This window comes from Mesorhizobium sp. B2-3-14, assembly GCF_006442175.1.
GTDB classification, from domain to species: Bacteria; Pseudomonadota; Alphaproteobacteria; order Rhizobiales; family Rhizobiaceae; genus Mesorhizobium; species Mesorhizobium australicum.
Window position 1 is genome coordinate 421,124 of sequence record NZ_VFVP01000005.1, and the last position, 24,268, is coordinate 445,391.

Below are 24,268 nucleotides of genomic sequence, written 5' to 3' on the forward strand. Positions count from 1 at the left end.
CTTTCGGCACGCCTGGGTTTGCTTGCAGGGGGCGCCGGTGGATCTGTCAGCTGACGGGAACGGCAGGGTCCGTTCGGACGGGATCACCAGCCCCAAACGATCTTCCCATGCACATGGCGACGATGGATTAGTTGAGCTGGCCGAGGATACCAGAGCTGTTGGCCAGGACAAAACTCCAGTAGATCTGGAGCGCTATCGTGCAGATTGCGGCGGCCGAGATCGGCACGCCGAAAGGCACCACACCCCTCTCATCGAGATGCTGGACGTAGACGCGGAAGGCACTTTGAGGCAGCAGGAGCGGGTTCTTCACGACCAGGGCCGTGGCGAGCGCGAAAACCAGCAGCAGCAGCGAAAATACCGTCAGGCCACTACCGCCGATCAAAAGCGGCACGACCGCCAGCAGCTTGACGTCGCCGGCGCCGATCTTGCGCAGCAACCAGAATGGGAAGAGCGCCAGAAACAGCAACAGGCCGGCCACCGCGCTTAAGCCCATATCCCACCAGGACCGGGATTGAAGCGACAAAAGCAGAAGCGATCCAAGCCCAAGGCACACCAGCAACAGGACGTCGCGGTTGGATATTTTCTGGGTGGTGAAGTCAAGCCAGGCAATCCGTGCGAGCAGGCCCGCGGCCAGGATCTTGAGCACTATCGCTTCGGTCAGCAGCACGTTCAGCGCTCGATGTTCTGCACGCTGGACGAGAGCAGCTTCAGATTGTTGGCCACCGTCGGATCGTTCGGCGCCAATTCATAGGCCTTGAGGAAATTGCCGCGCGCGTCCTGCAGCTTGCCGCGCAGCAGATCGGAATAGCCGACATTGTTGTAATATTCGGGCGACGGCCCCATCAGCTTGAACGCGCGGCCATAGGCGCGGTCGGCAAGGTCGAAGCGGTGGATGCGGTCGCAGGAAGCCGCCAAACCCATCCAGGCGCCGCCGTCATTGGGCGCCAACTGCGTCGCCTTGAAGAACAAGGCGCCGGAATTGCCGTAGTTTTCGGCGCGGAACTGGTTCTTGGCCTCCGCGACGGCCTGGTCCGAGGCGTAATATTCGACGTCGCCGACGGTCTTCAATCCGTCGAAGGCATCGCCAAACGACGTCACATCGCCTTTCGAGGGTTCGTTGGTGCGCACGACACCGCCGGTGGTGTCCGCACCGTTTGTCTGGCAGCCGGCAAGCGCCGCCAACAACAGACTGGCAGCGACGACGGTTGCGAGGCGCGTTGGCCCTGTCATTTTTAACCCCCAAGAGTCCTGCGACTCTATTTTAGAATCAAAGCATATACCCATTTAGAAGAAAATGCCCTTCATCCGAATGATCACCGGCAACATGATGACCATCATGACGACCGGGAAGATGCACAACCCCAACGGGATCATCATTTTGACGGGAAGAGAATTGGCCCGTTCCTCGGCACTCAGGATTCGTTGCCCACGCATCTCCGCACTATAAACACGCAAAGCGTCGGTGAGGCTGGTGCCAAGTTCCTCAGACTGCCGGAACAGCACGGCCAGCGCCCTCGCCTCATCAAGGCCAATGCGGTCCGAGAGTTCGCGCAACGCCTCTCGCAGCGGCTTGCCAGCACGCAGTTGCAAATTCATGATCGACAGCTGTATTCCCAGCCATTTGTGGGTGGCGGCCATTTCATGGCTGACGCGTTCGACTGCCCCCTCCAGGCTCATGCCGGCATCGGCACAAGTGATCATCATGTCCATGAAGTCGGGGAAGGCTCGACGATAGATCTGTTTCTGGCTGTTTTCGAAACGGTCGAGCAGAATGGAGGGAACCACCATGCAGGCGAGGCCGAAAAGGGCAGAACCGGCAAGAGTGATGAAACCTGACAGGTGCGGCGGCAGAACCCGCGACAGGATTGCATACATTGCCAGAAAACCAACGCATACCGCGACAAGGCGGGATAGCGTATAAATCAGCGGTGCGCTCGATTTGTAGAAGCCGGCGCGAAACAGCTTCGCTTCCAAGGCATTTGGCTCTTTCCGCTCCTTCTCGACCGACTTGAAGTAGGCATCGACCGGCCGTTGCGCGGCAAGCTTGGCAAGCTGGTCCTGTCCGAGCATCGACCGGCGGTCTGTAATCCCTTCGCCCATCAGGCTCTGCGCGACGAGCTTTCGTGTCTGCAGAGCCGGCAGGAAGACAAGCGCACCGAACAGGAAGAAGGACACCGCCGCCACAAAGACGGCAATGGACACCAACAAGCCCAGGTCCTGAATGTTCGAAAACAATTTCTTTCGTCGCCCCCAGTCAAAAATCGAAAGTAACCATCCGGTACATGATGAAGTCGCCGAGCAACGCCCACAACCCGAAAAGCAGAAATATCGGGAAGACGAGCGGGTTGCCCCAGACGCCGCCGTAATAGCCTGGGGCAACGATTTGAAGGATGAAGAACATCACAATAGGAAACAAGGAGATGATCCACGCGGAGACGCGACCTTCGGCCGAAAGCGCCCTGATTTTCATTCGCAGTTTCTGCCGTTCACGCAGAACCGAGGAAAGATTGGCCAGAATTTCGGTCAAATTGCCGCCCGTCTTGGCCTGGATCGACAGCGATACCGACAGCAGTTGAAGGCCCTCGAAGCCGACACGCTGCGAAAGCTTTCGCACGGCCTGCTCGATGCTGAGACCAAAGGTGATCTCGTCGGAAACGATACCGAACTCGGTACCGAGCGGATCCGGCATCTCGCGCCCCACAAGACCGATCGCGACCGAAGCGGGATGTCCGGCGCGCAGCGAGCGAACAATCATGTCCAGCGCATCCGGCAGCTGTTTGGCGAATTTCCGGATTCGCTTGTTGCGGGCACGCCGGAGGACGAGAAGCGGCAGGACAACCCCTACGACCAGAAAGACAATGAGCGACGGCAAACCGGAAAAATGGAAGAGTACCAGCAGCAACGCCATCGCCAGCCCTGCAAGCAGAAATGTTGCGGCGAAGGTCAACGGATTTCCGGTGATACCGGACTGGGTATAGAGCCTGTTCAACCAGACCATACCGAAAAGAAAATCGCCCGAGTCCGTGAGCCCGCGCTCTCGCAGCAATCCCTGTAACGTTTGTTCGGCCGGGGCGTCGCCAGCGAGCCGCTTCAATCGGCGATTAACTGCTAGAGACCGGGAGCGGCGGCCGGCAAATGAAAGATACAGGGCTTCGCCGGCGAGAATGACCGAGGCTGCCGCCAGCATGTAGATGAAATACAGCAGAGCTTGACCAGTCGGCATCAGAGGGCGACCTGCGGGTTGAAGGCGTCCTTGGCAAAATGATGGCCAAGCGTCGCGGCCTCCGGAGCAAAACGCGGACGGACACCGGTTGCGCGGAAGTCTCCGATGACCTTGCCCTCGGCTGTGACCTCACGGCGGACGAAATGATAGATTTCCTGAAGCTGGACGACATTGCCCTCCATGCCAGTCAGCTCCGATATGGAGGTGACACGCCGGCCGCCGTCGGAAAGACGCTGTGTTTGAACGATGATGTCAATGGCGGAGGCAATCTGCGCCCGGATCGAGTCGTGCGTCATCGGCATGCCGGCCATGCCGACCATCTGTTCCAGCCGCGAGATCGCGTCACGCGGGGTGTTGGCGTGAATGGTGGTCATCGAGCCTTCATGGCCGGTGTTCATGGCCTGCAGCATGTCAAAGGCTTCCTCGCCGCGCACCTCGCCGACGATGATGCGATCGGGCCGCATGCGCAACGCGTTCTTCAGCAATTCGCGCTGGCGCACCTCGCCCTTGCCCTCGACATTGGGTGGGCGCGTTTCAAGCCTGCCGACATGAGGCTGCTGCAACTGCAGTTCGGCCGCATCCTCGATGGTGATCAGGCGCTCTTTCGAGGGGATGTAGCTCGACAGCGCGTTGAGCAGCGTAGTCTTGCCACTGCCGGTGCCGCCCGAAACGAGGATCGATTTGCGCGCCTGTACTGCGATGCGCAGCAGATCGACCATCGGCTGGCGAATGGAGTTGAACGCCATCAACCGTTCGAGCGAATACGGGTTCTTGGAGAACTTCCGGATCGATACCAGAGGACCATCGACCGAGATCGGTCGCACCGCGATGTTGACGCGTGAGCCGTCATCCAGGCGGGCATCGACCATCGGCGAGGATTCATCGACACGCCTGCCTATCGCCGAAACGATCTTGTTGATGACGCGCAGCAGATGCGCCTCATCACGGAAGCGGATTGCCGTTTCTTCGACGATGCCACGCCGCTCTATGAAAACGCGCTTGTGGGTGTTGATCAAAATATCCGTAATGGAATCGTCCTTGAGCAGCGGTTCGATCGGCCCAAGTCCCAGCATCTCGTCGGCGGTGTCGCTGGTCAATTGATCGAGTTCGCGTGCGTTCAACGGCACGTTCCGATTTCGAACGAACTCGCGCACGATCGGACGGATCTCGTTCAGGATCTCATCCTTGGAAGCACTTTCAAGCGCGGTCAGGTTGAACCGATCGATAAGATTGCGATGAATCTCGACCTTGAGCGTCAGAAAATCATCGCCATGCGATTCAATATCAGCGGCGGTCGAAAGGGGCTGGGCAACAGGCGAAACCGCCGGCGGCTCGACCTTCGTCACTGCCTGCTGTTCGCTTGTCCCCTTGATGAACCGCCCCAGCATAATCGCCTATGCTCCCCTAACCCTGCATTAGCGGAAACTAAACGTTAACCAATCAGGGCACAAGCGCCGTGGCGCCTCGCGCCTGGTCAATACTTTCAACATAGTTAAGGAGCGCACCAGAAAAATATCGTTTTTATTTCCGGTCTCCATACTCTCAAACATGAGTGCTGCACTAAGCTTTGCAGCGGCCCTGCCCCCTTGCGTGCTCCGCCATGGACGCCACTCCATATCTGGCTATAACCCATTAGATATAAAGGAATATGCCATATGGCTAAAGTAGTTATCACTTCATTAGTGGGTAGGCATAATTGTGAACGAATGGTTAAGGACGCTTGAAAAATTAGGCGAATCAAGCTCTTGCTGAAAATCAAAGCCGCGCTCAAATCGAAAGTTGATGTATTGGAAAGTTAAGGAACCGTTAATCCCATTTGACTCTGCAATTTCTCGGGACCTAGGATCGAGATGACGGGGGATGCTTGGGTATGGAGTTCATCCTTGGCTCTGTCTCGTCGGGTTCAAACCTCCAAGGGAGAAATTGACATGAACAAGCTCATGACGATGACCCGGCAGTTCCGCGACGACGAAAACGGCGCTGCCATGGTCGAGTATTCCATCCTTATCGGCATTATCGCCGTAGCATCGATCCTGACTGTCCTCGCCATCGGCGGCTGGGTAAATGGTCGTTTCTCGGCCCTTTGCACTGCCCTCGACGCGCACCCGACTGGCGCCTGCAATGCCACGACCGGCATCGGCAGCTGATCGCTTGACTACACTCAGGCCCGGATCGCTCGAGCCGGGCCTGAGTCCTATCGAAGCGGGCGAATCCCGCATTGGGGCTTGGGGCTTGGGACATGCGCGCCAATACGCTTATCATGATCGTTCTCGCCGGCGTGTTCGGCGTTCTGGCAGTTGTGCTGGTCAATATCTGGCTGGCCGGCCAGCGTAGCGCCATGGCGCAAACGGGCCTCGTTCAAGGCAGCACAGTCGTCGTAGCGGCAATGCCGCTGAAGTTCGGCGACGCGCTCACCGCAGATAAATTGCGCGAAGTGGCCTGGCCGGCGGGCGCGGTTCCAACGGGCGCCTTCAAGACAACGAAGGAAGCTCTGGCAGGCGACGGCACGAGGCAGGCTCTTCAAACCATTAGTGCCAACGAACCTGTCCTCGCCAGCAAGATCACTGGGCCGGGGCAGCGCGCCACGCTTTCGGCGGTGCTCGGCGAAGGGATGAAGGCCGTTTCCATCAGGGTCAACGACGTGCTGGGCGTTGCGGGTTTCGTCTTCCCGGGCGACCGGGTCGATGTCTTGCTGACCCGAACGGTTCGCGGCGAGGATGGCGCGGACAAGAGTTTTGTCGACGTGCTGCTACAGGGCATGAAGGTGCTGGCCATCGACCAGGTGGCCGATGTGAGCAAGGACAGCCCAACCGTGGTGAAGTCGGTGACGCTCGAGGCCAGCACCAAGGATGCGCAGAAGCTGACACTGGCGGCAGGTGCCGGGCAATTGTCGCTGGCGCTTCGCCAGGCCGCCGCCAGCAAGGGCGAGACGACCGAACGGGTGACGCTTTCCGATCTGACCGGCGAAACACCGGCCGATGTCGCTGCCAGGCAGGCCGAACTCGACAAGAAGGCTGCAGCGGAAGCCTTGGCGGCAGCTGAGCGCAAGCGGGCCGACGACAAGCTGGCCGGGCTGGCTCAGGCCGTGGAAAGGGTGGGAAGCCGGCTTGACGAGATGGGCAAGGTCAAACCCGCTCCGGCCGTGACATCTGCGCCTGAAGTGCGCGAGGTCGTCAAGGAAGTGATCAAATATGTGCAGCCGGAACCGCCGAAGAACGTGACCGTGGGCGTATTTCGTGGCGTGAAGCTCGAGACATATGACGTGCCGCGACAACCATGATAATAATGCGGCACAATACCGCGCGACACGGTGGCTGCCTCAAGCAGCATTTGGGGAGACGGGGAATGAAGGGGTTTTGGTTGAGGATGGCGGCGGCCGTGCTTATGGCGCTGCTGTCGAGCGTTGCGGCCGATGCCGCCGACCGCTTCATCGACGTGTCGAACCCGAGCGTCCATCGTATCTTCCTGCCGATGTCGCAATCGGTGACGCTCCAGGTGAATGCCAATCTCGGCGATATCGTCGTCGGCGACGAGAAGATCGCCGATGCGCAGCCAATGACCGACCGTACGCTCTACGTCATCGGCAAGGGCGCCGGCACCACCACTGTCAACCTGTTCTCACCCGACAAGCGATCGCTCGGGGTCATCCAGATCGAGGTCGGCGTCGATGTCAGCGACATGGCGGCGGCGATCCGCCAGGTGTCGCCAAGGTCGCGCATCGAAATCGGCTCGGTGAATGGCAGGGTGCGGCTTGGCGGTCATGTCAAGGACGGCGCCACGCTGGCGGCGATCATGGAAGTGGCGCAGCAATATGGTCCCGACGCCATCATCAATGCAGTCACCGTCGACGACAGCCAGCAGGTCAATCTCGAAGTGCGCGTGCTGGAAGCCAAGCGCAACGCCGGCCGCGATCTCGGTGTGTCGATCAAGAGCACGAACAGCAGAGGCACGACCCGGACTGGAACAGGTATTGCCACGGTCGATGCGGACGGAGCAGTGCTCGGTACGGGTGATCTGGTCAGTGGCCTGTTGTCGAACAGCAATCCCTTCGCAGCCTTGATCACTCGCGTCATCGACAGCAACATCAAGGTCGATCTGATCATCGAGGCGCTGGAGGCCAAGGGCGTCGTGCGCACGCTGGCCGAGCCAAACCTCACCACGCTTTCCGGCGAACCGGCCAGCTTCAACGCGGGCGGCCAGGTTCCGATCCGCAGCGTCGACAAGAATGGCGAGGTCCAGATCGAATACAAGCAATTCGGCGTCAATCTTCTGTTCACGCCGGTCGTGCTCGCCGACGACAAGATCCACATCCAGCTGGCGCCGGAGGTCAGCGACCTGACCGGCTTCACCACCGCCGGCGACCCGATCTTCACCAACCGCAAGCTGGAAACCGTGGTCGAACTGCGCGACGGCCAGAGCTTCGCCGTCGGTGGGCTCCTGTCCAGCAAGACCACCAAGCTGCAGAACCAGGTGCCGTGGCTGGGCCAGGTGCCTGTCATCGGCACGCTGTTCCGCAATTCGAGCAGCCAGAAGGAAGAGACCGAACTGGTCGTCGTCGTCACGCCGCATATCGTGCGGCCGGTGAAGCCCGGCGAGCAGCTGGCGACGCCGTTCGACAAGACGCGGCCGGCGAACGATCCGGAGTTCTTCGTGCTCGGCCAGCTCGAAGTGAACAAGGACATGATCCGCAAGTATGAACATGGCGAAGGCGTCACCGGCCCCTATGGCCACATGCTGGATTTCAAATCGAAGGACAAGATGCTCTATGTCAAGAAATAGCGCCTTGATCCTCATTCTGTTTGCCGGGTCGCTTTCGGGCTGTGCCGCGGACTATCTGAACCACTACGACTCGGTGACCCTGGCTGCCGGCGACACGCAGAAATACAATTCGCTGCTGCAGACGGTGGACCCGCTCAACCCGGCCTCCAGGAACACACATATCGAAGGCGACGGCATGCGCGCCGCACTTGTTGCGCACAATTACAAATATCCGCCACCACCGCCGCCGCCGCCAGCCATCACGGTCAATGTCGGCGGGTCGGGTGTGACGACGCCGTGAACTGAACGGAAGGATGCGGAGGGCGCCGGGCATGCGAGGGGCCCTGCAAGAGAGCAGAGAGTAAGGTCATGTTGGGGACCATTCGTGCCTTCTGGAACGATCAACGCGGCGTAGCGATGATCCTCGTGGCGATCATGCTGCCGGTGCTTATCGGCTTCGCTCTGCTGGCAATCGATATGAGCCGGGCCTACGGACTGCACAATGATCTTCAGAAAGGCGTCGATGCGCTTGCGCTAGCGACGGCCGCTGAACTGGATGGCAGGCCGGATTCGATCACCCGGGCAAATCTGGCCGCTACAACCCTTCTGACCAACACCACCAAATTTTCCACCTCCACTGGCGACCACACTCTCGCCCTGGCGGACGTGACCATCAAGTATCTGACCGGGATACCCGCCAGCGACAGCACGGGATTGGACGCTGACGGCGTTGACGCGAATGGCGTGGCGTGGGCAAGTACCGATCCGAAAGCGGTGTCATTCGCCCTCGTCTCCGTGAATCCTTCCGGTTTGACCGATGGTGCCGGTGCTTTCGGGGCGATTTTTCCGGCAAGCTTTCTAGGCGGCAGCAACACCTTTGATATCAAGCCGCAGGCTGTCGCCGGATTTGTCCAGTCGATCTGCGAAACGGTGCCAATCTTCATGTGCAATCCGTTCGAGACGACCGACCCGTTGACCAGCAAAACCATCCAGCAGGCGTTCGCCGCCGGGCTCGCCTATAGCCGCGAATACCGTATCCTCAAGGTTGACTCGAACCCCGGCCCAGGCAATTTCGGACTGATCGACAACAATCTCACGTCATTGCGGGACGCGCTCGCTATCGGAACCGCCGGCACCTGCTATCAACGCGATAAGCTCACCACTAAGACCGGCGTCACCCTGGGCCAGGTCAACGCTGGTCTCAATGTACGTTTCGACATCTACAGCACTTCGCTGAAGAGCCATGACACCGATTGGCAATATCGGCCGGCGAGCAATGTTCGCAAGGGGGTAGATAAAACCTCTAACTGCAACAAATACACACCCAATACGGACGGGACGGCCATGGCGCTGCCGCCGGGCAACAGCTTCGATTCCACCACGGGGATGACGAACTCGACCTGGGATCGCACCAATTATTGGCTGATCAATCACGGTGCGGCATATCCCTCCGTCCCTAGCACCACCAACCCGACCGGCGCCGCTGTGCCGGCGTCGAGATATGACGTCTATAAGTACGAGATTGCGAACGGGCTCGTCGGGGACAAGTCCAAGGCGCCGACAAAGGAAACCGGCATTCCGGCCTGCTTCAAAGGCACGACGCCGACAGCTGACCCCGATCGGCGGTTGCTCAACATGGCGATCGTCGACTGCATCGCCAACCAAGCCAAGATCAATGGCCATGTCCAGCTCAAGCCTGATGGCTATGCCAGCGTCTTTATAAACAGCCCCATCCAGAAGCAGGATAACACCAAAGACCCCGAAGATCCTTCGGCTGGCGAAAAGCCGATCAGCCTTGAGATCGTCGACGTCGATGGAGGGTTTGCGAACAACACCCTTCTAGACAAAGCATTCCGCAACGAAGCCCAACTGTATCGGTAGAGTCGACATGACCAGATTCGGCAAAATCATCGGGCGGTTTCAAGGCGACGAAAGTGGCGCCGCTTTGGTGGAAGCCGCGATCACCATACCACTCGTGTTGTTGTTATCGGCTGGTGTGTTTGAGTTCTCCAACATCCTGAACACGCGCCTGCTTCTCGAAGCCGGCGTTGAGGATGCGGGTCGCTACATGGCACGATGCAGCAGTGACTGGGAGACCTGCAAGGGGCGGGCTCAAAACCTTGCTGCCAATGGGGCGGTCGCCAACGGCAGCGCCAGGGTGACCGGATGGCTGCCGGCGGCAGTTGACATCACCATGGCGCGCTCGCTGGACGCGGTTGATGTGGCCACGGGCACGCAGCTTTATCTTAGCAGCAAGAGCACTGTCGATGTCGTGGACGTCAGTACCACCTATTCTTATTCCGACGTCGGCTTCTGGTCGTCTCTCGGCTTTGGTGCTCTCACGCTGAGCGTGTCCCATCAGGAACGAGTCATTGGATGGTGACGGAGCGCATCAAGTTTTGGGCCAACCAGTCCGGAGCGACTATGGTCGAAATGGCCATAGTGATGCCGCTACTGTTGACGCTTCTGCTTGGCTTCGTCGATTTCGGCTACGCCTTTTACCAATGGAATGCAGGGAATAAAGCGGTGCAAGCCGGCGCAAGGTTGGCGCAGATTTCTACACCTGTCGCCAGCGGGCTCCTGGTGGAGACGATAACGCAGAGCGATGTAACCAAAGTCGGCACCGCGGTGGCTGCAAACACCTACAACTATATCTGCACCGCCAATACCGCGGGAAGCGTCACTTGCACTTGTGGCGTGGGCGCTACGTGTCAGAACCTCAATGTAAGCCAAGCCGCTTTTGATTTCATTTTCAGCGGCAACAGCAGCCGGGCCGGAATGCAGACTTTCCTGCCAATGCTGGCTAAGTCCGAGGTGCGGATCCAATATCAGGCCTCCGGCCTCGGCTACTGGACGCGCCCCAGCGGCCCGGTGCCAACGATCACCGTCAGCATCACCAATCATCCCTTCCAGTTCTTCTTCCTGGGCGGATTGCTCGGGTTCGGAAACATCAACATGCCCTCCATGCTGAGCACGGTTACGGGCGAAGACATCAAGAGCACCTGGCCATGAACGCCATCAGCACCAAGGTTACCCCCACCAAGCGCAAGCAGGTCGCGCTGTTCTCGTCGGATCCGAACTTCAAGCGCGATGTGGCGACGCGGCTCGATGCGCTGGCGATCTATGATGTGCGGGTTGCCGAGACGGGCGATTTTCTCAAGGGGCCGCCGGCCGACACGCGCCCGGGCATCGTCATCCTCGATCTCGGCAATGGCGAATTGCTTGGCAATCCAGGCATTGTCGAGGGGCGCGCGCTGTGGGCTGGTGTGCCGCTGATCGCGGTTTCGGACGAGCTGACGTCGGAGCAGACACGCGTCCTGGTGCGCATGAATGCCTCCGACTGGCTGCACAAGCCGCTCGACGGCAAGGAACTGCTCAACGCCGTGACCTTCCACGACAGCGGCAACCAGGGCGCCAAGAGCCGGATCATCACCTTCATCGGCGCCAGCGGCGGCGCCGGCGCCACGACACTGGCGCTGTCGGCGGCCGAATTCCTGGCCTCGAAATCGGCCGAGCGCGCGGCCTCGACCTGCCTGGTCGACCTCGACTTCCAGAGCGCCAATTGCGGCGCCTATCTCAACCTGTTCAACCAGTTCGACCTTGCCGGCATCATCGGCCAGCCGGAACGGCTCGACGTCGAACTGATGGACGTCATCAAGCTGTCGCGGCCTTCCGGCCTGACGCTCTACGCCTTCGAGCGGCCGCAGCTGCCGTTCGAGCCGCAGGGCGCCGACTTCGTCTTCCGGCTGCTCGACCTCGTCGCCTACCGTTTCGACGACATCGTCATCGACCTGCCGAACATCGAAACGCCCTGGCACAATTCCGTGCTGTCGACGAGCGACGAGATCTTCATCGTCTTCGAACTGAATGTCGCCTCGCTGCGGCAAGGCAAACGGCTCTACAAGAAGATCCGCGAGCTGCGCGGCAATGCCGTCTCAATCACGCTGGTCGCCAACAAGCACAAGCGCAAATGGTTCGGCAACCACTTCTCGCGCAGCGAGCTGGAGAAGATCTTCAAGGCGCCGCACATCAAGTCGGTCGGCCTCGACAACGCCCTGCTGGCCGACGCGCTGAACCGCGCCATGCTGCCGTCCGAAGTGGATGGGCGGGCGCGCTTCAACAAGGACCTGAAGAAGATGTTCCGCGAGCGGCTCGACGATGCGGCCCGCTAGCGGCCATCGCTTGCGGCTGACAGCCGCCTGCCTGCTTGGCCTGGCGCTGGCGCCCGCGGCCGGGCAGACCGCGTTGGCGGACAGCCGCCCGCCTCTGCCGGCCATGGGTCCCAGCCTGCGCAAGACGGTGGCGTTTTCCACCCAGGAGAAGACCGGGACCATCATCATCCGCAAGCAGGAAAAAGCGCTCTATCTGGTGACCGGCAAGGGCGAGGCCCTGCGCTACCGGATCAGTGTCGGACGCGACGGCTTCGGCTGGACGGGTACGGTCCAGGTGGGAGCCAAGACCGAGTGGCCGGCGTGGCGGCCGCCCAGGGAAATGCGCGCCCGCCAGCCGGAATTGCCTGACATGGTGCCCTCGGGGCCGTACAATCCGCTCGGCGCAAGGGCGCTCTATCTGCTTCGGGACGGCCGCGACACGCTCTATCGCATCCATGGCACCAACGACCCTTCGGGCGTGGGTTTCGACGGCACGTCGGGCTGTTTTCGCCTGACGAATACCGATGTCATCGATCTTTTCAGGCGCGTGCCTGTCGGCACCAAGGTGGTGGTCCAATGACGACGATCAGCGATCCCGACGACCTTGTGATAGCGGTCGAACCGCTGTTGCTCGACAGGGAGAAGAGCCGGTCCAGGCTCGCCATTGCCGTCGCTGTCGGCCTGGCGCTGTTTGCCCTGCTGAACGCCACCGCGGCCGTCTATCTCTACCGCGGCATCAACGATCTGCGCGCAATCGAGGCGCGGCTGGAGGACCTCGGCCAGTTCGAGCAGCGCATGAGCGCGCGGCTCGACACCGTCAACAATGGATTTCAAAGCCGGTTCGAGGCGCTGGACGACCGGCTGCGGGCGAGCTTCGGCGAGGTCAACGCCAACATCGCCCGGCAGCCCCCGGAGATGTCGGGAAATCACGGTGGCGACGAGCCGCGCGTCGTCGAACTCCCCTCGCCCGCCGAAGACATGGCGGCGGTCGCCAGCGCCGCCGACGCGGAGCCTGCCATCGGGGACATGCCGCGGGTAACGCGAAGGCGGTCGGCTCCGGCAGCGCCTCCCGCGCCAAGCTCCAACTACCAGCGGAGCGTATCGCCGGAAGGCAAGGTCACCTATCACAAGATAAACTAGGTCGGGACCTGCGCGCGGCCCGTAGCGCTGCGCTGGTCTAGAAATCCCGCTGCAGTGCCATGATCCGGACGCGCCGCGATTCAACGCGCATGCCGAGTTCACGGACATAGGCAAGGTGGCAATAGGCGCAGGCGGTGACCCCGATGACCGCCAGCAGGCAGTTCAGCCAGGTGAAGTCCATCATCAGCGAGAACCGAAAGCCGCTCGGCGCCGTGAACGCGGCAATGGTGCTGGCGGTCTGCGAACGGCCGCCGATGAAAATCATCGACGCCGCGAGGACCAAGATGCCGTGGTTGGCAAGAAAGAATGCGGCCGACCTTCTGGCCCGGCTTGCCATCCAGCAGACCACCAGGGCCGCGCCCAGCAGAGCGAAATCGAGGACTATCGACCCTCCCAGATAGACATCTACCTGCTGCCAGACCATGCCCGACGAGGGATGCAAGGCGAGCCAGATCTTCCACATATCGGGGCTTGCCGGGTAGGTTCCGAGCAGGAGCGTGGCCATTCGCTCCGCCGCGAGGATCAGCAGGACACAGGCAGGAAAGGCGAAAAGCAATAGTGGTTGGCGCTTCATGGTGCCTCGCAATCTGGCACGCAGATTACGCGCCATGAGTTGCGCAAGGCTTAACGGGGGAAGGTTTCGGCTGAGACAGGACCGATCAAGCGGCTCGGATCATGTCGTACAGCCAAGTGCCCGCTTTTGTATGCCTGACACCCAAATCCCGGACGCTGTCCATGTGATTGCGCCCCTCGACGATGCCGATCGAAGCCGTCAGGCGCTGCTCCGTCAGGCGATCGGCAAACAATCTGGCCTGCAGGTGAAACGGTTCGGTTTCCCGCTCGCCGACCAGCAGCGTGACCTTTGTCCGCGACGAGTGGGATTTGCTCATCGGCGAATACGCCCCGACTTCCGTGTCGGTCAGGCCTATCAAGGGCTCAAGGAAGGATTGCTGGAGGGGCTTCAAATCGTAGAGCCCGCCGAGCAGAAGTGCCGCCGAGGGCGGACGTGCCGACCCCTCGTCGAACAAAAAGGTCGCCAGATGCGCCCCGGCGGAATGACCGCTGACGCTTAGCCGACCAGGATCGCCGCCATGGCTGGCAATATTATCCAGCACCCATTGCCTCGCGCGCCGGACCTGGTCGACGATTGCCGCCATCCTGACGGCGGGCATCAGCGCGTAGTCGATCACGACCGCGATTGCCCCTGCGCTCGTCACCGTTTCGGCAATGTAGGAATAGTCGCTCTTGGCGAACATGCGCCAATAACCGCCATGGATGAAGATGTGCACCGGGAGGTTCCTGCGCGGTCTCTCCGGAAAGAACAGGTCGAGGCGTTCGGCCTCGTGCGGGCCATAGGCGATGTCCGCCAGCATCGGCAGCGAAGCCCGCGTCGCGGTGCTGCGGGCGACGATGTCGGCCACGATGTCATCGAAATCGGCAACGTGGTCACGGGTGCGAAAAGGGTCCTTCGACATGGTGTCCGCTCAGAAGGTTACAGCGATGTATTTGGCCTCCATGAACTCGGCGATGCCGTGATGCTGGCCCCCTTCCCGCCCGAGGCCGCTCTGCTTGACTCCGCCGAAGGGCGCGGCGGGATCCGACATCAGGCCGCGGTTGAGGCCGATCATGCCGGCCTCGATCTCGGCGGCCACCCGCATGCCGCGTGCCACATCGCGGGTGTAGAGATAGGCGGCGAGGCCGTATTCGGTGTTGTTGGCGTGGAGGATGGCCTGCGCCTCGCTCTCGAAGCGGGTGATGGGCGCCACCGGGCCGAAGATCTCCTCATGCGCCATGTCGGCGTCCGGCGAGACTTCGGCCAGGACGGTCGGCGGATAGAAAAAGCCATCCCCTTCAGGCACCGAGCCGCCGCACAGTACCTTGGCCCCCCGGCTGACCGCGTCCTTGACCAGCCGGTCGATCTTGTCGACCGCCTTCTTGGTGATCATGGGTCCACATTCGGTGTCCGCCTTGGTGCCGGCGCCGATCTTGAGCGCAGCCATGCGCCGCGCAAGACCGTCGGCGAACGCATTGTGGATGCCGGACTGGACGTAGATGCGGTTGGCCGCCGTACAGGCTTCGCCGGCATTGCGCATTTTGGCGATCATGGCGCCGTCGAGGGCCGCGTCGAGATCGGCATCGTCGAAGACGATGAAGGGTGCATTGCCGCCAAGCTCCATGGAACAGGAAATCACATGCTTGGCGGCCTCGGCGAGCAAGGCCCGGCCGATCCCGGTCGAACCGGTGAAGGAGAGCTTCCTGACGCGCGGATCGGCCAGCATGGCCGACGTCAGGGGGCCGGGTGTCGACGTCGTCAGCACGTTCACGACACCGTCCGGTACGCCGGCTTCGCTGTAGAGCGCGGCCAGCGCATAGGCGGTCAGCGGCGTCTCGCTGGCCGGTTTCAGAATGACCGTGCAGCCTGCCGCGAGTGCCGGTGCGATCTTGCGCGTCGCCATCGCGGCGGGGAAATTCCACGGCGTGATGAGGACGCATATGCCGATCGGCTGGTAGTCGACGACGATGCGGTTCGCGCCGGACGGGGCGGTGCCGAACTCGCCGGTGATACGAACCGCTTCCTCGGCGTTCCAGCGGAAGAATTCAGCTGCATAGGCGACCTCGCCGCGCGCGTCGCGCAGGGCCTTGCCGTTCTCCAGCGAGATCAGCATGGCAAGCGTCTCCGACCGCTCGACCATCAGCTCGAAACAGCGCCTGAGAATCTCCGAGCGCTTGCGCGGCGCTGTCTCGCGCCACCCCTTGGCGGCCTTGGCCGCTGCCTCGACCGCGGCGGCGGCATCCTCCAGGGTCGCATCGGGGACCGCCGCGATCACCGCGCCGGAGGATGGATCGGTGACCTCGATGAGCCCGCCGTCGGACGACGGCAGCCATTGTCCGCCAATGTAGAGCCGGTGCGGAAAGCCCCGAACGTCGTACGGATCCTGATCGAGAGGGAAGGCATTGTAGGGAAGGTTCATCGTCTTGTTCCTGACGTTCACATGGCGCAGGCGGTGAGATCGCCGTCATAGGCCGCCTGGACAAGGCGGCGCATGGCGGCGAGGTCGAATGGGCGCGGGTTGTTCTTGATCAGGCGATCGATGCCGAGCGCCTGCTCGGCGGTCCAGTCGAGCTTGTCGGTCGGGAGCCCCAGACCGGCCAGCGTCGGGGTGATGCCGATCGCCGCAAACAAGCGCCTGATCTCCTCGATGGTCGCGTCCGCCATTTCGTCGATACCACGACCGTTCGGCTCGAGGCCAAGAGCAATCCCTATCTCGGCGATCTCACCCGCGGCCACGCGGCTGTTGTAGCTCATGACGTAAGGCATCATTGTCGCCACTCCCAGCCCATGCGGCGTATGTGTGAGCGCGCCGGCCGGGTATTGCACCGCGTGCGCTGCCGCCGTGCCGGCGGTGCCGAACGCGCAACCCGCAGCCAGCGCTCCCATCATCACGTCGGAGCGCGCCTCGGCGTCGCCGCCGTCAATGCACGCCTTCTCCAGGCTGCGGCCGAGAAGTTTGACGGCCAGCAGCGCGAAATGGTCGGTCAGCGGCGTCTTGCCGATGAACACGTGGCGCTGCGGCAGGCTGAAGTCCCCGTCCCGGCGCATGGCCGTAAAGGCCTCGATCGCATGCGTGAGCGCGTCGGCACCGGCAACCGCGGTCAGGCCCGGCGGACAAGTCATTGTCAGTTCGGGGTCGCAGACGGCAACGGCAGCAATGAGATAGGGGCTCGATATGCCGACTTTGAGCGTCCGGTCCGGATCCGATATCACTGCAACGGGCGTCACCTCCGATCCTGTGCCAGCCGTGGTCGGCACGGCGATCAGCGGCAGCATCGGCCCCGGGACCTTGAACTCGCCGTAGTAGTCCCGCAGCTCGCCGCCATGGCTGATCAGCAAGGCGGCACATTTGGCGAAATCGAGACAGCTGCCGCCGCCGATGCCGATCACCATATCTGGCCGGAAGCCCCTCGCTTCCTCGACGCAGACCGCCACCGAATCGCGCGGCACGTCCGGGAGGACACCGTCGTGAACCAGCACGTCGATCGATGCCGACCGCAGGGATTCCATCATTTCGGCGAACACGCCGGTGCCGGCGAAACGCTCGTCGGTGCAGACCAGGGCGCGGCGGCCATGGCGGCCGGCCACGGCTGGCAGCGCATGACGTTGTCCCTTTCCGAATAGAATTTCGCGTGGGAGCCGGAGGGCTGTGAGAAGGCTCATGACAGGCTGCATCCTTGGGGAGTTTCGGAGAAACGCATTGCAAAAATCCGCACCGAAAATCCTCAATTGAGCGGCGCCGATAAAATCGTATAGGATATAGTATTGCATCGGTCAAACCCTCGTGTTAGCAGTCTCCCCAGTCGAGAGGCGAAAAATGCAATCTGTCAGTTTGAGCAATAATGGTGAAGCGCCCACGGGAGCGGGCCGCATTCAGCGGGCCGGCAGCCTGGCCGAGGACGTCTACGAGGCCATCTTCGCCCAGCTGATGTCGCTGAAGATCGCGCCCGGTTCGCGCATCACCGTCGACAATCTGGTCAAGGAGTTCGACGTTTCCCATACGCCGATCCGCGAGGCGCTGGGGCGTCTCGAAGGCGAAGGACTGGTTCTGAAGACGCACCTGATCGGATATCGCGCCGCGCCGCAGATCACGCGGCGTCGTTTCGACGAATTGTACGAAATGCGTCTCCTGCTCGAACCGCACGGCGCGGCGAAAGCCGCTGCCACGATGGACGAAGCCAAACTCGGCACGCTGCTGGAGGCCGCAGGCGTGATGTCGCGCCGCGAGGGCAAGGACGAGCGCCTGCGTTATTCGAACTTCGCCAGGCAGGACGCGATCTTCCACGACAAGATCATGGAATACGCCGAAAACGAGCTCATCCGCGAGACGCTGGGTTTTCAACACACCCACTTCCACATTTTCCGCCTGATGTACCATTCCCGCGTGACCGAGGAGGCGCTGGACGAGCATGAGGCGATCCTCGCCGCGTTCGGCTCTGCCGATCCGGATGCCGCCGCGAAAGCAATGCGCGCCCACATCGAGCACTCGCGCGATCGCCTGCTGCCGGCCTTCGATTGAGGCCTGAACGAATGTCCGTTACTGCCAATATTGCCGGAGAGGGAGGAAGTGCGCTGCCCGGCGGCAGTGCGCCCGGGGCCGTGGAGCCGGTGCTGCGCGCTCAGGGTCTCTCGAAGCAATATGGGCCGGTGACCGTGCTCTCCGACGTCACGCTCGACATCCTGCCGGGCGAAATCCACGCCATCATCGGCGAGAACGGTGCCGGAAAATCCACTTTGATGCGGCTGCTGTCCGGCTATGCCGAGCCCACCCGCGGCACCTTGTCCATGGCCGGTCGGCCGGTGACGTTCGCCAAGCCCGACCAGGCCCAGAAAGCCGGCATCGCCCTCGTCCACCAGGAGATCCTGCTCGCCGAAGCGCTTACGGTGACGGACAACCTATTTCTCGGCCGCGAGCTTTCGCGCCGCCATGTGATGGACGACCGCGCCATGCGGCGCCTGGCAGCCGAGAAGCTGGCACGGATCGGCTGCGCGGTCTCGCCGACCGCGCTGGTGCGCGACATCTCGCTGGCCGACCGCCAGCTGGTCCAGATCGCCCGCGCGCTGCTCGACGACTACAAGGTCGTGATCTTCGACGAACCGACCGCCGTGCTGACCGGCGAGGAAGTGGATCGGCTCCTCGAAATCGTCCGGCAGCTAAAAGGTCATGGCACGGCCGTCCTCTATATCAGCCATCGGCTGGATGAGGTGCAGCAGCTTGCCGACAAGGTGACCGTGCTGCGCGACGGCAGGATGGTCGGCACCTATCCGGGCACGGCCTTGACGCAGATGGACATGGCACGCCTGATGGTCGGCCGCGAGCTTGCAACGCTTTACCCGCAGAAGAGCGCACCGTCCAATGAGCCGATGCTGAGCGTGAAAAACGCCACCGTCCCGGGCTACGCCGAAGACGTCTCTTTCACCGTCCACAGGGGCGAAATTCTTGGCTTTGCCGGCATGATCGGCGCGGGCCGCACGGAACTGTTCGAAGGGCTGGTGGGCCTGCGTCCGGCCCACGCCGTGATCGAACTCGAGGGACGGCCCGTCCGGATCCGCTCGCAACGCGAAGCGATCGACGCAGGCATCGGTTACCTGACCGAGGACCGAAAGAGCAAGGGCCTGCTCCTCGAGGAACGGCTGGCGCCCAACCTCACGCTTTCCGCACTTGAACGGTTCCATCCCGCACTGGCTCTCAGCAGACGCCGCGAGTCGGCCGCGCTGACAGAGGCCGTCCGGAGCTACGATATCCGGCTCAAGAGCCCTGGCGTGAAGGCGGGACAGCTTTCCGGCGGCAATCAGCAGAAGCTGCTGCTCGCCAAGGTGCTGCTCACCAACCCCTCTGTGGTCGTCATCGATGAACCGACCCGTGGCATCGACATCGCCAACAAGGCTCAGATCTACGCCTTCATCCACGCCATCGTCGGCAGCGGCAAAGCCTGCATCGTCATCTCGTCGGAAATGCAGGAGCTGATCGGCATCTGCGACCGCATCCTCGTCATGCGGGAAGGCCGCCTGACGGGCGAGGTCCAAGGCGCCGAGATGACCGAAAGCAATGTGGCGCTGCTGGCGACAAGCGGCCCGAAACCGAGGCCGAAGGCCGAGGGAGGAACAGAATGGCTGTCATGACCGGATCCCCATCCACACATCGCGTCGGTGATTTGAACATCACCTGGACCGACGTGGGTCCCTTCCTGGCATTGGCCGCCCTGCTGGTGGTCGGCTTCCTCATCAATCCAGACTTCCTCTCCGCGACCAACCTTGCCAACGTCATCACCCGCAGCGCCTTCATCGCCATCATCGCTGTCGGCGCGACGTTCGTTATCTCGTCGGGAGGGCTCGATCTTTCCGTCGGCTCGATGGCCGCCTTCGTCACCGGCATCACCATCATGTTCATGAACGCGGTGGCGCCGCACGCCGGCCTGTGGGCGATACCGGCTGGAATGCTCGTGGCGACCCTGGTCGGTCTTATGTGTGGCCTCGCCAACGGCCTAATCGTCACCATAGGCCGGATCGAACCGTTCATTGCGACGCTCGGCACAATGGGCATTTTCCGCGCGTTGATCACCTATCTGACCGACGGCGGCACGATACCAATAGACCGGTCGCTGCGCGAAGCGTATCGGCCGGTCTATTTCGGCACCGTCGGCGGTGTCCCGATCCCGATCCTGATATCCGTCGCCGTCGCCGCGGTCGCATCGTTCGTCCTCTACAAGATGAAGTATGGGCGCAAATGTGCGGCGGTGGGCGCAAACGAGGACGTCGCGCGCTATTCCGGCATCTCCGTCATCAAGACGCGCACCATTGCTTACATCGTCCAAGGCGTTTGCGTAGCCATCGCCGCGATCTGCTACGTACCGCGACTAGGTGCCGCAACGCCGACCACCGGGCACCTCTGGGAACTGCAGGTGATCACCGCCGTGGTGATCGGCGGCACGGCGCTGCGTGGCGGCAAGGGTCATGTCTGGGGAACCGTCGCCGGCGCCGTCATTCTGGAGCTGATCGCCAATCTCATGGTGCTGTCGGACTTCGTCTCCGAGTACCTGGTTGCCGCGGTTCAGGGCGTCATCATCATCATCGCGATGCTCATTCAGAGGTTCTCGAATTCGAAATAGCCCCGTGTCCGGACCACACGGGTGCGTCTTTGCAGGTCCAATCTGGGAGAAGAAAATGTTTAGTAAAAGATGGATGGCTGCGGCCGCGCTCGGCTCGCTGCTGCTGACTGGCCATGCCATGGCCGAGGACAAGAAAGTCATCGCCGTTTCGATACCGGCCGCCGACCACGGCTGGACCGCCGGCGTCGTCTATCACGCGCAGACGGCGGCCAAGGAAATCAACGCGGCTTTCCCCGGCGTCGAGGTCATCGTAAAGACGTCGCCGTCGGCGGCCGATCAGGTGTCGGCGATCGAGGATCTCTCCGCCTCACGCAAGATCGATGCGCTGGTGATCCTGCCTTACTCCTCGGAAGAATTGACCGAACCGGTCAAGGCCATCAAGGAGAAGGGCACCTTCATCACCGTCGTCGACCGTGGCCTGACCGACCCGACCATCCAGGGCCTCTACGTCGCCGGCGACAACATCGCCGTCGGGCGCAACACCGCGAAATACATGATCGACAAGCTTGGCGGCAGGGGCGACCTGGTTGTCCTGCGCGGCATCCCAACGGTGATCGACGATGAGCGCATCAAGGGCTTTCAGGACGCCATCGCCGGGACCGGCCTCAAGGTTCTCGACATTCAGTACGCTCATTGGAACAGCGACGAAGCCTTCAAGCTGATGCAGGACTACCTCGCCAAATATCCGCACATCGACGCGGTGTGGGCGAACGACGACGACATGCTGCTGGGGGTGCTCGAGGCGGTCAAGCAGTCGGGCCGCACCGATATCAAGCTGGCGCTTGGCGGCAACGGCATGAAGGACATCGTCAAGAAGGTCATTGACGGCGACAGCATGACCCCCGTCGAGACCCCCTACCCGCCGTCCATGATCAAGACGGCCATCTACATGACCATGGCCAATTTGGTTGGCCAGGCCCCGGTTCGCGGCGCCGTCAAGCTGGACGCGCCGCTGATCACCAAGGACAACGCCAAGGAATACTTCTTCCCCGACTCTCCGTTCTGAAGAACGCAATCAATGCGGGGCGCAGCATGACTCGCCCCGCCCCTTTCACACGACAGAGGACATGATCATGTCAGGCAAGAAAATATTGATGCTCACCGGCGAGTTCACCGAGGAGTACGAGATCTTCGTCTACCAGCAAGCAATGGAAGCCGTCGGTCACACGGTCCACGTGGTCTGCCCGGACAAGAAGGCAGGAGACCTCATCAAGACCTCCCTGCACGACTTCGAGGGCGACCAGACCTACACCGAAAAGCTCGGCCATTTTCAGGTGATCAACAAGACGTTTGCCGAGGCGGAAAAGCAGCTCGATCAATACCACGCCGTATATTGCGCCGGCGGCCGCGGCCCGGAATACATCCGCACCGACAAACGGGTGCAAGCCATGGTGCGCCACTTCCACGATACCCAGAAGCCGATCTTCACGATCTGCCATGGGGTCCAGATTCTGATTGCCGTGGACGGTGTCGTGCGCGGCAAGAAGGTCGGCGCGCTCGCCGCTTGCGAACCGGAAGTGACGCTGGCCGGCGGCACCTACATCGACCTGTCGCCGACGGAGGCGTATGTCGACGGAACCATGGTGTCGGCCAAGGGATGGACAGCCCTCGCTGCCTTCATCCGCGAATGCCTGAAGGTGCTCGGGACCGAGATTCGCCATAATTAAACAAGGTCGGCGCGCGTCAACAATGCGCCGGCTTCTGTTGTGATGGGATGTGCATCCACGTGTCTTTGAAGCGGGCCCTCGGTCGGTGAGATCGAGGGCCACCGTCGCCGGTCAATCGAAGAATCCGGCATCCTCCGCCAGCAAATACTTCCTGGCGCTTTCGGCGTCGATATCGAGGCCTAGCCCCGGTGCTTCCAGCAGATCCACCATGCTGTCCCTCACGATCTGCTTGGGCAGGCCGATGACGATGTCGTTCCACCAGGGGTCCGAGGCACTGGGGTATTCGAACGCCACGTAATTGGCGGGCAAGGTGGCGCAGACGTTGATCAGCGCGCCGAGGCCCAGCAGGCCATTCGCCGTGCCATGCGGCGCCATCAGAATCGAGTGCATATAGGCGTGCTCGGCGACCCATTTGAGCTCGGCAATGCCGCCGATGTCGGCAGGATCGGGGCCGATGACGCGCACCGCCTGTGTCTCGATCAGCTCCTTGAAATTGTGCCTGAGGTAAATCTGCTCGCCGGTATGGATCGGCGTCGAGGTGGAGGTGGTCAGTTCCCGGTAGGCCTGCGGATTGACCCACGGCACATAGTCGCCGGTCAGCATGTCCTCCAGCCACATCAAATTGTACCTCTCGACCGCGCGGGCAAACTTGATCGCATCGGGCAGCATCCAGCCCGGGCCGCAGTCGAGTGCCAGGCTGACCTTGTCGCCCAGCACTTCCTTCATCGCGATCACGCAGTCGAGCATGTGGTTGAAACCGCGTTCGCTGATCACGCCCTGATCCATGGCGCCGTGATAGCCGGCCTTCTTCTGCGTCACGCCGTAATGGAAGTCCTCGATGGTGTCCTTCATGTTGGAATGGAACGAGATTCCTTGCTTAACCATGAAGAAGTTCTGCGGCTGCTCCATCATCCATTTGACGTCTGCGGCATAGTCCTCCGGCCGGTCGCCTGTGCGCTTCTGGCGGATCGAGCCGTTATAGACGCGTACCTTGTCGCGCACCTTGCCGCCGAGCAGCTTATAGGCCGGCACGCCCGCGGCCTTGCCGGCAATGTCCCAAAGCGCATGTTCGATAGCGCTGACCGCCGCGCCGTAGGGCTTGAAAGAACCGCGTTGGCGGATCTTCAACATGACCCGCTCGACATCGGTCGGATCCTCGCCGATCAGCGCCTCGCGGAAATGCAGCACAAAGGGCTTGAGGTAGGTCTTGGTGAACTCGACTTCTCCCAGTCCATAGAGGCCCTCGTCGGTCACGACGCGAACGATGGGGTGCTTGCCGATAACGGCACAGCGAAGGTCGGTGATCTTCATCGCGCGGTCCTATCTCACGGACGAGAAAGCTGTCGGCGTGAGCAGCTGGCTGCTGATATTGGCAACGATCTGCCCGTCGCGCTCGGACTCGTCCCGGGCCCTGTGCCATGCCGGATCGGTGACGAAAGCCGTCCATTTCGCCTCACGCTCGGCCAGTGATTCCCAGGCTAGGAAATAGGTGAGGCGGTTGCTGTTTTCGCCGATTGCCGTGGTGAAAAACCCGGCTTGGCGGATGCCATGCCTCTCCCAGATGGCCAGCGTTTGGTCGGAAAAGCGCTTGAGCAAAGCCGGCAGCCTGCCCGGCAGGCAGTCATAGATGCGCAGTTCGTAGATCATGGTTTCGTCCGTTTCCTTCT

General features: G+C 61.7%; 26 protein-coding genes. 15 read left to right on the plus strand and 11 right to left on the minus strand.

Translation table 11 applies throughout. From position 1 onward, the window contains the following. Positions 1-127: 127 nt before the first annotated feature. From FJ950_RS16530 to FJ950_RS16550, 5 genes are read right to left on the minus strand one after another with little or no spacing between them, the layout of a single operon-like run. Positions 128-667 (minus strand): prepilin peptidase, encoded by a 540-nt coding sequence (locus FJ950_RS16530; protein ID WP_140617553.1) that lies wholly within the window; start codon positions 665-667, stop codon positions 128-130. A 2-nt stretch (positions 668-669) separates the two neighbouring features. Further along, a complete protein-coding gene (locus FJ950_RS16535) occupies positions 670-1,230 on the minus strand; it encodes a tetratricopeptide repeat protein (protein ID WP_140617554.1) in 561 nt (186 codons plus the stop codon). 54 nt (positions 1,231-1,284) lie between these two features. Next, the gene (locus tag FJ950_RS16540; RefSeq protein ID WP_140617555.1) at positions 1,285-2,235 is read right to left on the minus strand and encodes a type II secretion system F family protein; all 951 of its coding nucleotides are present in this window, start codon (positions 2,233-2,235) and stop codon (positions 1,285-1,287) included. A 19-nt stretch (positions 2,236-2,254) separates the two neighbouring features. Then, positions 2,255-3,223 (minus strand): type II secretion system F family protein, encoded by a 969-nt coding sequence (locus FJ950_RS16545; RefSeq protein WP_140617556.1) that lies wholly within the window; start codon positions 3,221-3,223, stop codon positions 2,255-2,257. Continuing rightward, positions 3,223-4,611, minus strand: a complete 1,389-nt coding sequence (locus tag FJ950_RS16550; RefSeq protein WP_140617557.1) for a CpaF family protein — start codon at positions 4,609-4,611, stop codon at positions 3,223-3,225. Before FJ950_RS16550 ends, FJ950_RS16545 begins: the two co-directional genes overlap by 1 nt. A gap of 540 nt (positions 4,612-5,151) precedes the next feature. Between FJ950_RS16550 and FJ950_RS16555 the strand changes: the two genes are divergently transcribed. The 10 genes from FJ950_RS16555 (at position 5,152) to FJ950_RS16600 (ending at position 13,272) form a co-directional block, all read left to right on the plus strand. After that, positions 5,152-5,370, plus strand: a complete 219-nt coding sequence (locus FJ950_RS16555) for a Flp family type IVb pilin (protein WP_140617558.1) — start codon at positions 5,152-5,154, stop codon at positions 5,368-5,370. 92 nt (positions 5,371-5,462) lie between these two features. Further along, positions 5,463-6,503 carry a Flp pilus assembly protein CpaB gene (gene cpaB / locus FJ950_RS16560; RefSeq protein WP_140617559.1) on the plus strand — a complete coding sequence of 347 codons (1,041 nt, stop codon included), beginning with the start codon at positions 5,463-5,465 and terminating at the stop codon, positions 6,501-6,503. 65 nt (positions 6,504-6,568) lie between these two features. Then, positions 6,569-8,002, plus strand: a complete 1,434-nt coding sequence (locus FJ950_RS16565) for a type II and III secretion system protein family protein (RefSeq protein ID WP_140617560.1) — start codon at positions 6,569-6,571, stop codon at positions 8,000-8,002. Positions 8,003-8,006: 4 nt separating this feature from the next. Continuing rightward, positions 8,007-8,282, plus strand: coding sequence for a hypothetical protein (locus tag FJ950_RS16570; protein WP_246681326.1), 276 nt, complete (start codon positions 8,007-8,009; stop codon positions 8,280-8,282). A gap of 68 nt (positions 8,283-8,350) precedes the next feature. After that, positions 8,351-9,862, plus strand: a complete 1,512-nt coding sequence (locus FJ950_RS16575) for a pilus assembly protein TadG-related protein (protein WP_140617562.1) — start codon at positions 8,351-8,353, stop codon at positions 9,860-9,862. A gap of 7 nt (positions 9,863-9,869) precedes the next feature. Next, positions 9,870-10,364, plus strand: coding sequence for a TadE/TadG family type IV pilus assembly protein (locus FJ950_RS16580; RefSeq protein ID WP_140505828.1), 495 nt, complete (start codon positions 9,870-9,872; stop codon positions 10,362-10,364). Beyond that, complete coding sequence (locus FJ950_RS16585; protein ID WP_140617563.1) at positions 10,358-10,993, plus strand: TadE/TadG family type IV pilus assembly protein; 636 nt, start codon at positions 10,358-10,360, stop codon at positions 10,991-10,993. Before FJ950_RS16580 ends, FJ950_RS16585 begins: the two co-directional genes overlap by 7 nt. After that, a complete protein-coding gene (locus tag FJ950_RS16590) occupies positions 10,990-12,153 on the plus strand; it encodes an AAA family ATPase (RefSeq protein ID WP_140617564.1) in 1,164 nt (387 codons plus the stop codon). Before FJ950_RS16585 ends, FJ950_RS16590 begins: the two co-directional genes overlap by 4 nt. After that, the gene (locus tag FJ950_RS16595; protein WP_015319181.1) at positions 12,140-12,712 is read left to right on the plus strand and encodes a L,D-transpeptidase; all 573 of its coding nucleotides are present in this window, start codon (positions 12,140-12,142) and stop codon (positions 12,710-12,712) included. The genes FJ950_RS16590 and FJ950_RS16595 overlap by 14 nt, the downstream gene beginning before the upstream one ends. Next, positions 12,709-13,272 carry a hypothetical protein gene (locus tag FJ950_RS16600; RefSeq protein WP_140617565.1) on the plus strand — a complete coding sequence of 188 codons (564 nt, stop codon included), beginning with the start codon at positions 12,709-12,711 and terminating at the stop codon, positions 13,270-13,272. Before FJ950_RS16595 ends, FJ950_RS16600 begins: the two co-directional genes overlap by 4 nt. 37 nt (positions 13,273-13,309) lie before the next feature. On the opposite strand, the gene FJ950_RS16605 is transcribed toward FJ950_RS16600, so the two are convergent. The 4 genes from FJ950_RS16605 to FJ950_RS16620 all read right to left on the minus strand — a co-directional run bounded on the left by FJ950_RS16605 (position 13,310) and on the right by FJ950_RS16620 (position 17,488). After that, the gene (locus FJ950_RS16605) at positions 13,310-13,777 is read right to left on the minus strand and encodes a hypothetical protein (protein WP_246681327.1); all 468 of its coding nucleotides are present in this window, start codon (positions 13,775-13,777) and stop codon (positions 13,310-13,312) included. Between the two features lie 154 nt (positions 13,778-13,931). Continuing rightward, entirely contained in the window at positions 13,932-14,747 is an 816-nt protein-coding gene (locus tag FJ950_RS16610; RefSeq protein ID WP_140617566.1) for an alpha/beta hydrolase, read from the minus strand. A gap of 9 nt (positions 14,748-14,756) precedes the next feature. After that, on the minus strand, positions 14,757-16,244 hold the full coding sequence (locus FJ950_RS16615) for an NAD-dependent succinate-semialdehyde dehydrogenase (RefSeq protein WP_140617567.1): 1,488 nt from the start codon (positions 16,242-16,244) through the stop codon (positions 14,757-14,759). 17 nt (positions 16,245-16,261) lie between these two features. Next, entirely contained in the window at positions 16,262-17,488 is a 1,227-nt protein-coding gene (locus FJ950_RS16620; protein ID WP_140617568.1) for an iron-containing alcohol dehydrogenase, read from the minus strand. Positions 17,489-17,642: 154 nt separating this feature from the next. On the opposite strand from FJ950_RS16620, the gene FJ950_RS16625 reads away from it, so the two are divergent. From FJ950_RS16625 to FJ950_RS16645, 5 genes are all read left to right on the plus strand, one after another. Next, positions 17,643-18,344 carry a GntR family transcriptional regulator gene (locus FJ950_RS16625; RefSeq protein WP_015319187.1) on the plus strand — a complete coding sequence of 234 codons (702 nt, stop codon included), beginning with the start codon at positions 17,643-17,645 and terminating at the stop codon, positions 18,342-18,344. Between the two features lie 11 nt (positions 18,345-18,355). Beyond that, the gene (locus tag FJ950_RS16630) at positions 18,356-19,948 is read left to right on the plus strand and encodes a sugar ABC transporter ATP-binding protein (RefSeq protein ID WP_140617569.1); all 1,593 of its coding nucleotides are present in this window, start codon (positions 18,356-18,358) and stop codon (positions 19,946-19,948) included. Next, complete coding sequence (locus tag FJ950_RS16635; protein WP_181171282.1) at positions 19,945-20,934, plus strand: ABC transporter permease; 990 nt, start codon at positions 19,945-19,947, stop codon at positions 20,932-20,934. Before FJ950_RS16630 ends, FJ950_RS16635 begins: the two co-directional genes overlap by 4 nt. Before the next feature lie 55 nt (positions 20,935-20,989). Then, on the plus strand, positions 20,990-21,940 hold the full coding sequence (locus tag FJ950_RS16640; RefSeq protein WP_140617571.1) for a substrate-binding domain-containing protein: 951 nt from the start codon (positions 20,990-20,992) through the stop codon (positions 21,938-21,940). 67 nt (positions 21,941-22,007) lie between these two features. Beyond that, complete coding sequence (locus FJ950_RS16645; RefSeq protein WP_015319191.1) at positions 22,008-22,601, plus strand: DJ-1/PfpI family protein; 594 nt, start codon at positions 22,008-22,010, stop codon at positions 22,599-22,601. Between the two features lie 111 nt (positions 22,602-22,712). Here the strand turns inward: FJ950_RS16645 and FJ950_RS16650 are convergent, their stop codons facing one another. Next, positions 22,713-23,912 carry a mandelate racemase/muconate lactonizing enzyme family protein gene (locus tag FJ950_RS16650; RefSeq protein ID WP_015319192.1) on the minus strand — a complete coding sequence of 400 codons (1,200 nt, stop codon included), beginning with the start codon at positions 23,910-23,912 and terminating at the stop codon, positions 22,713-22,715. 9 nt (positions 23,913-23,921) lie between these two features. Then, positions 23,922-24,248, minus strand: a complete 327-nt coding sequence (locus tag FJ950_RS16655) for an NIPSNAP family protein (RefSeq protein WP_140617572.1) — start codon at positions 24,246-24,248, stop codon at positions 23,922-23,924. Between the last annotated feature and the right edge of the window lie 20 nt (positions 24,249-24,268).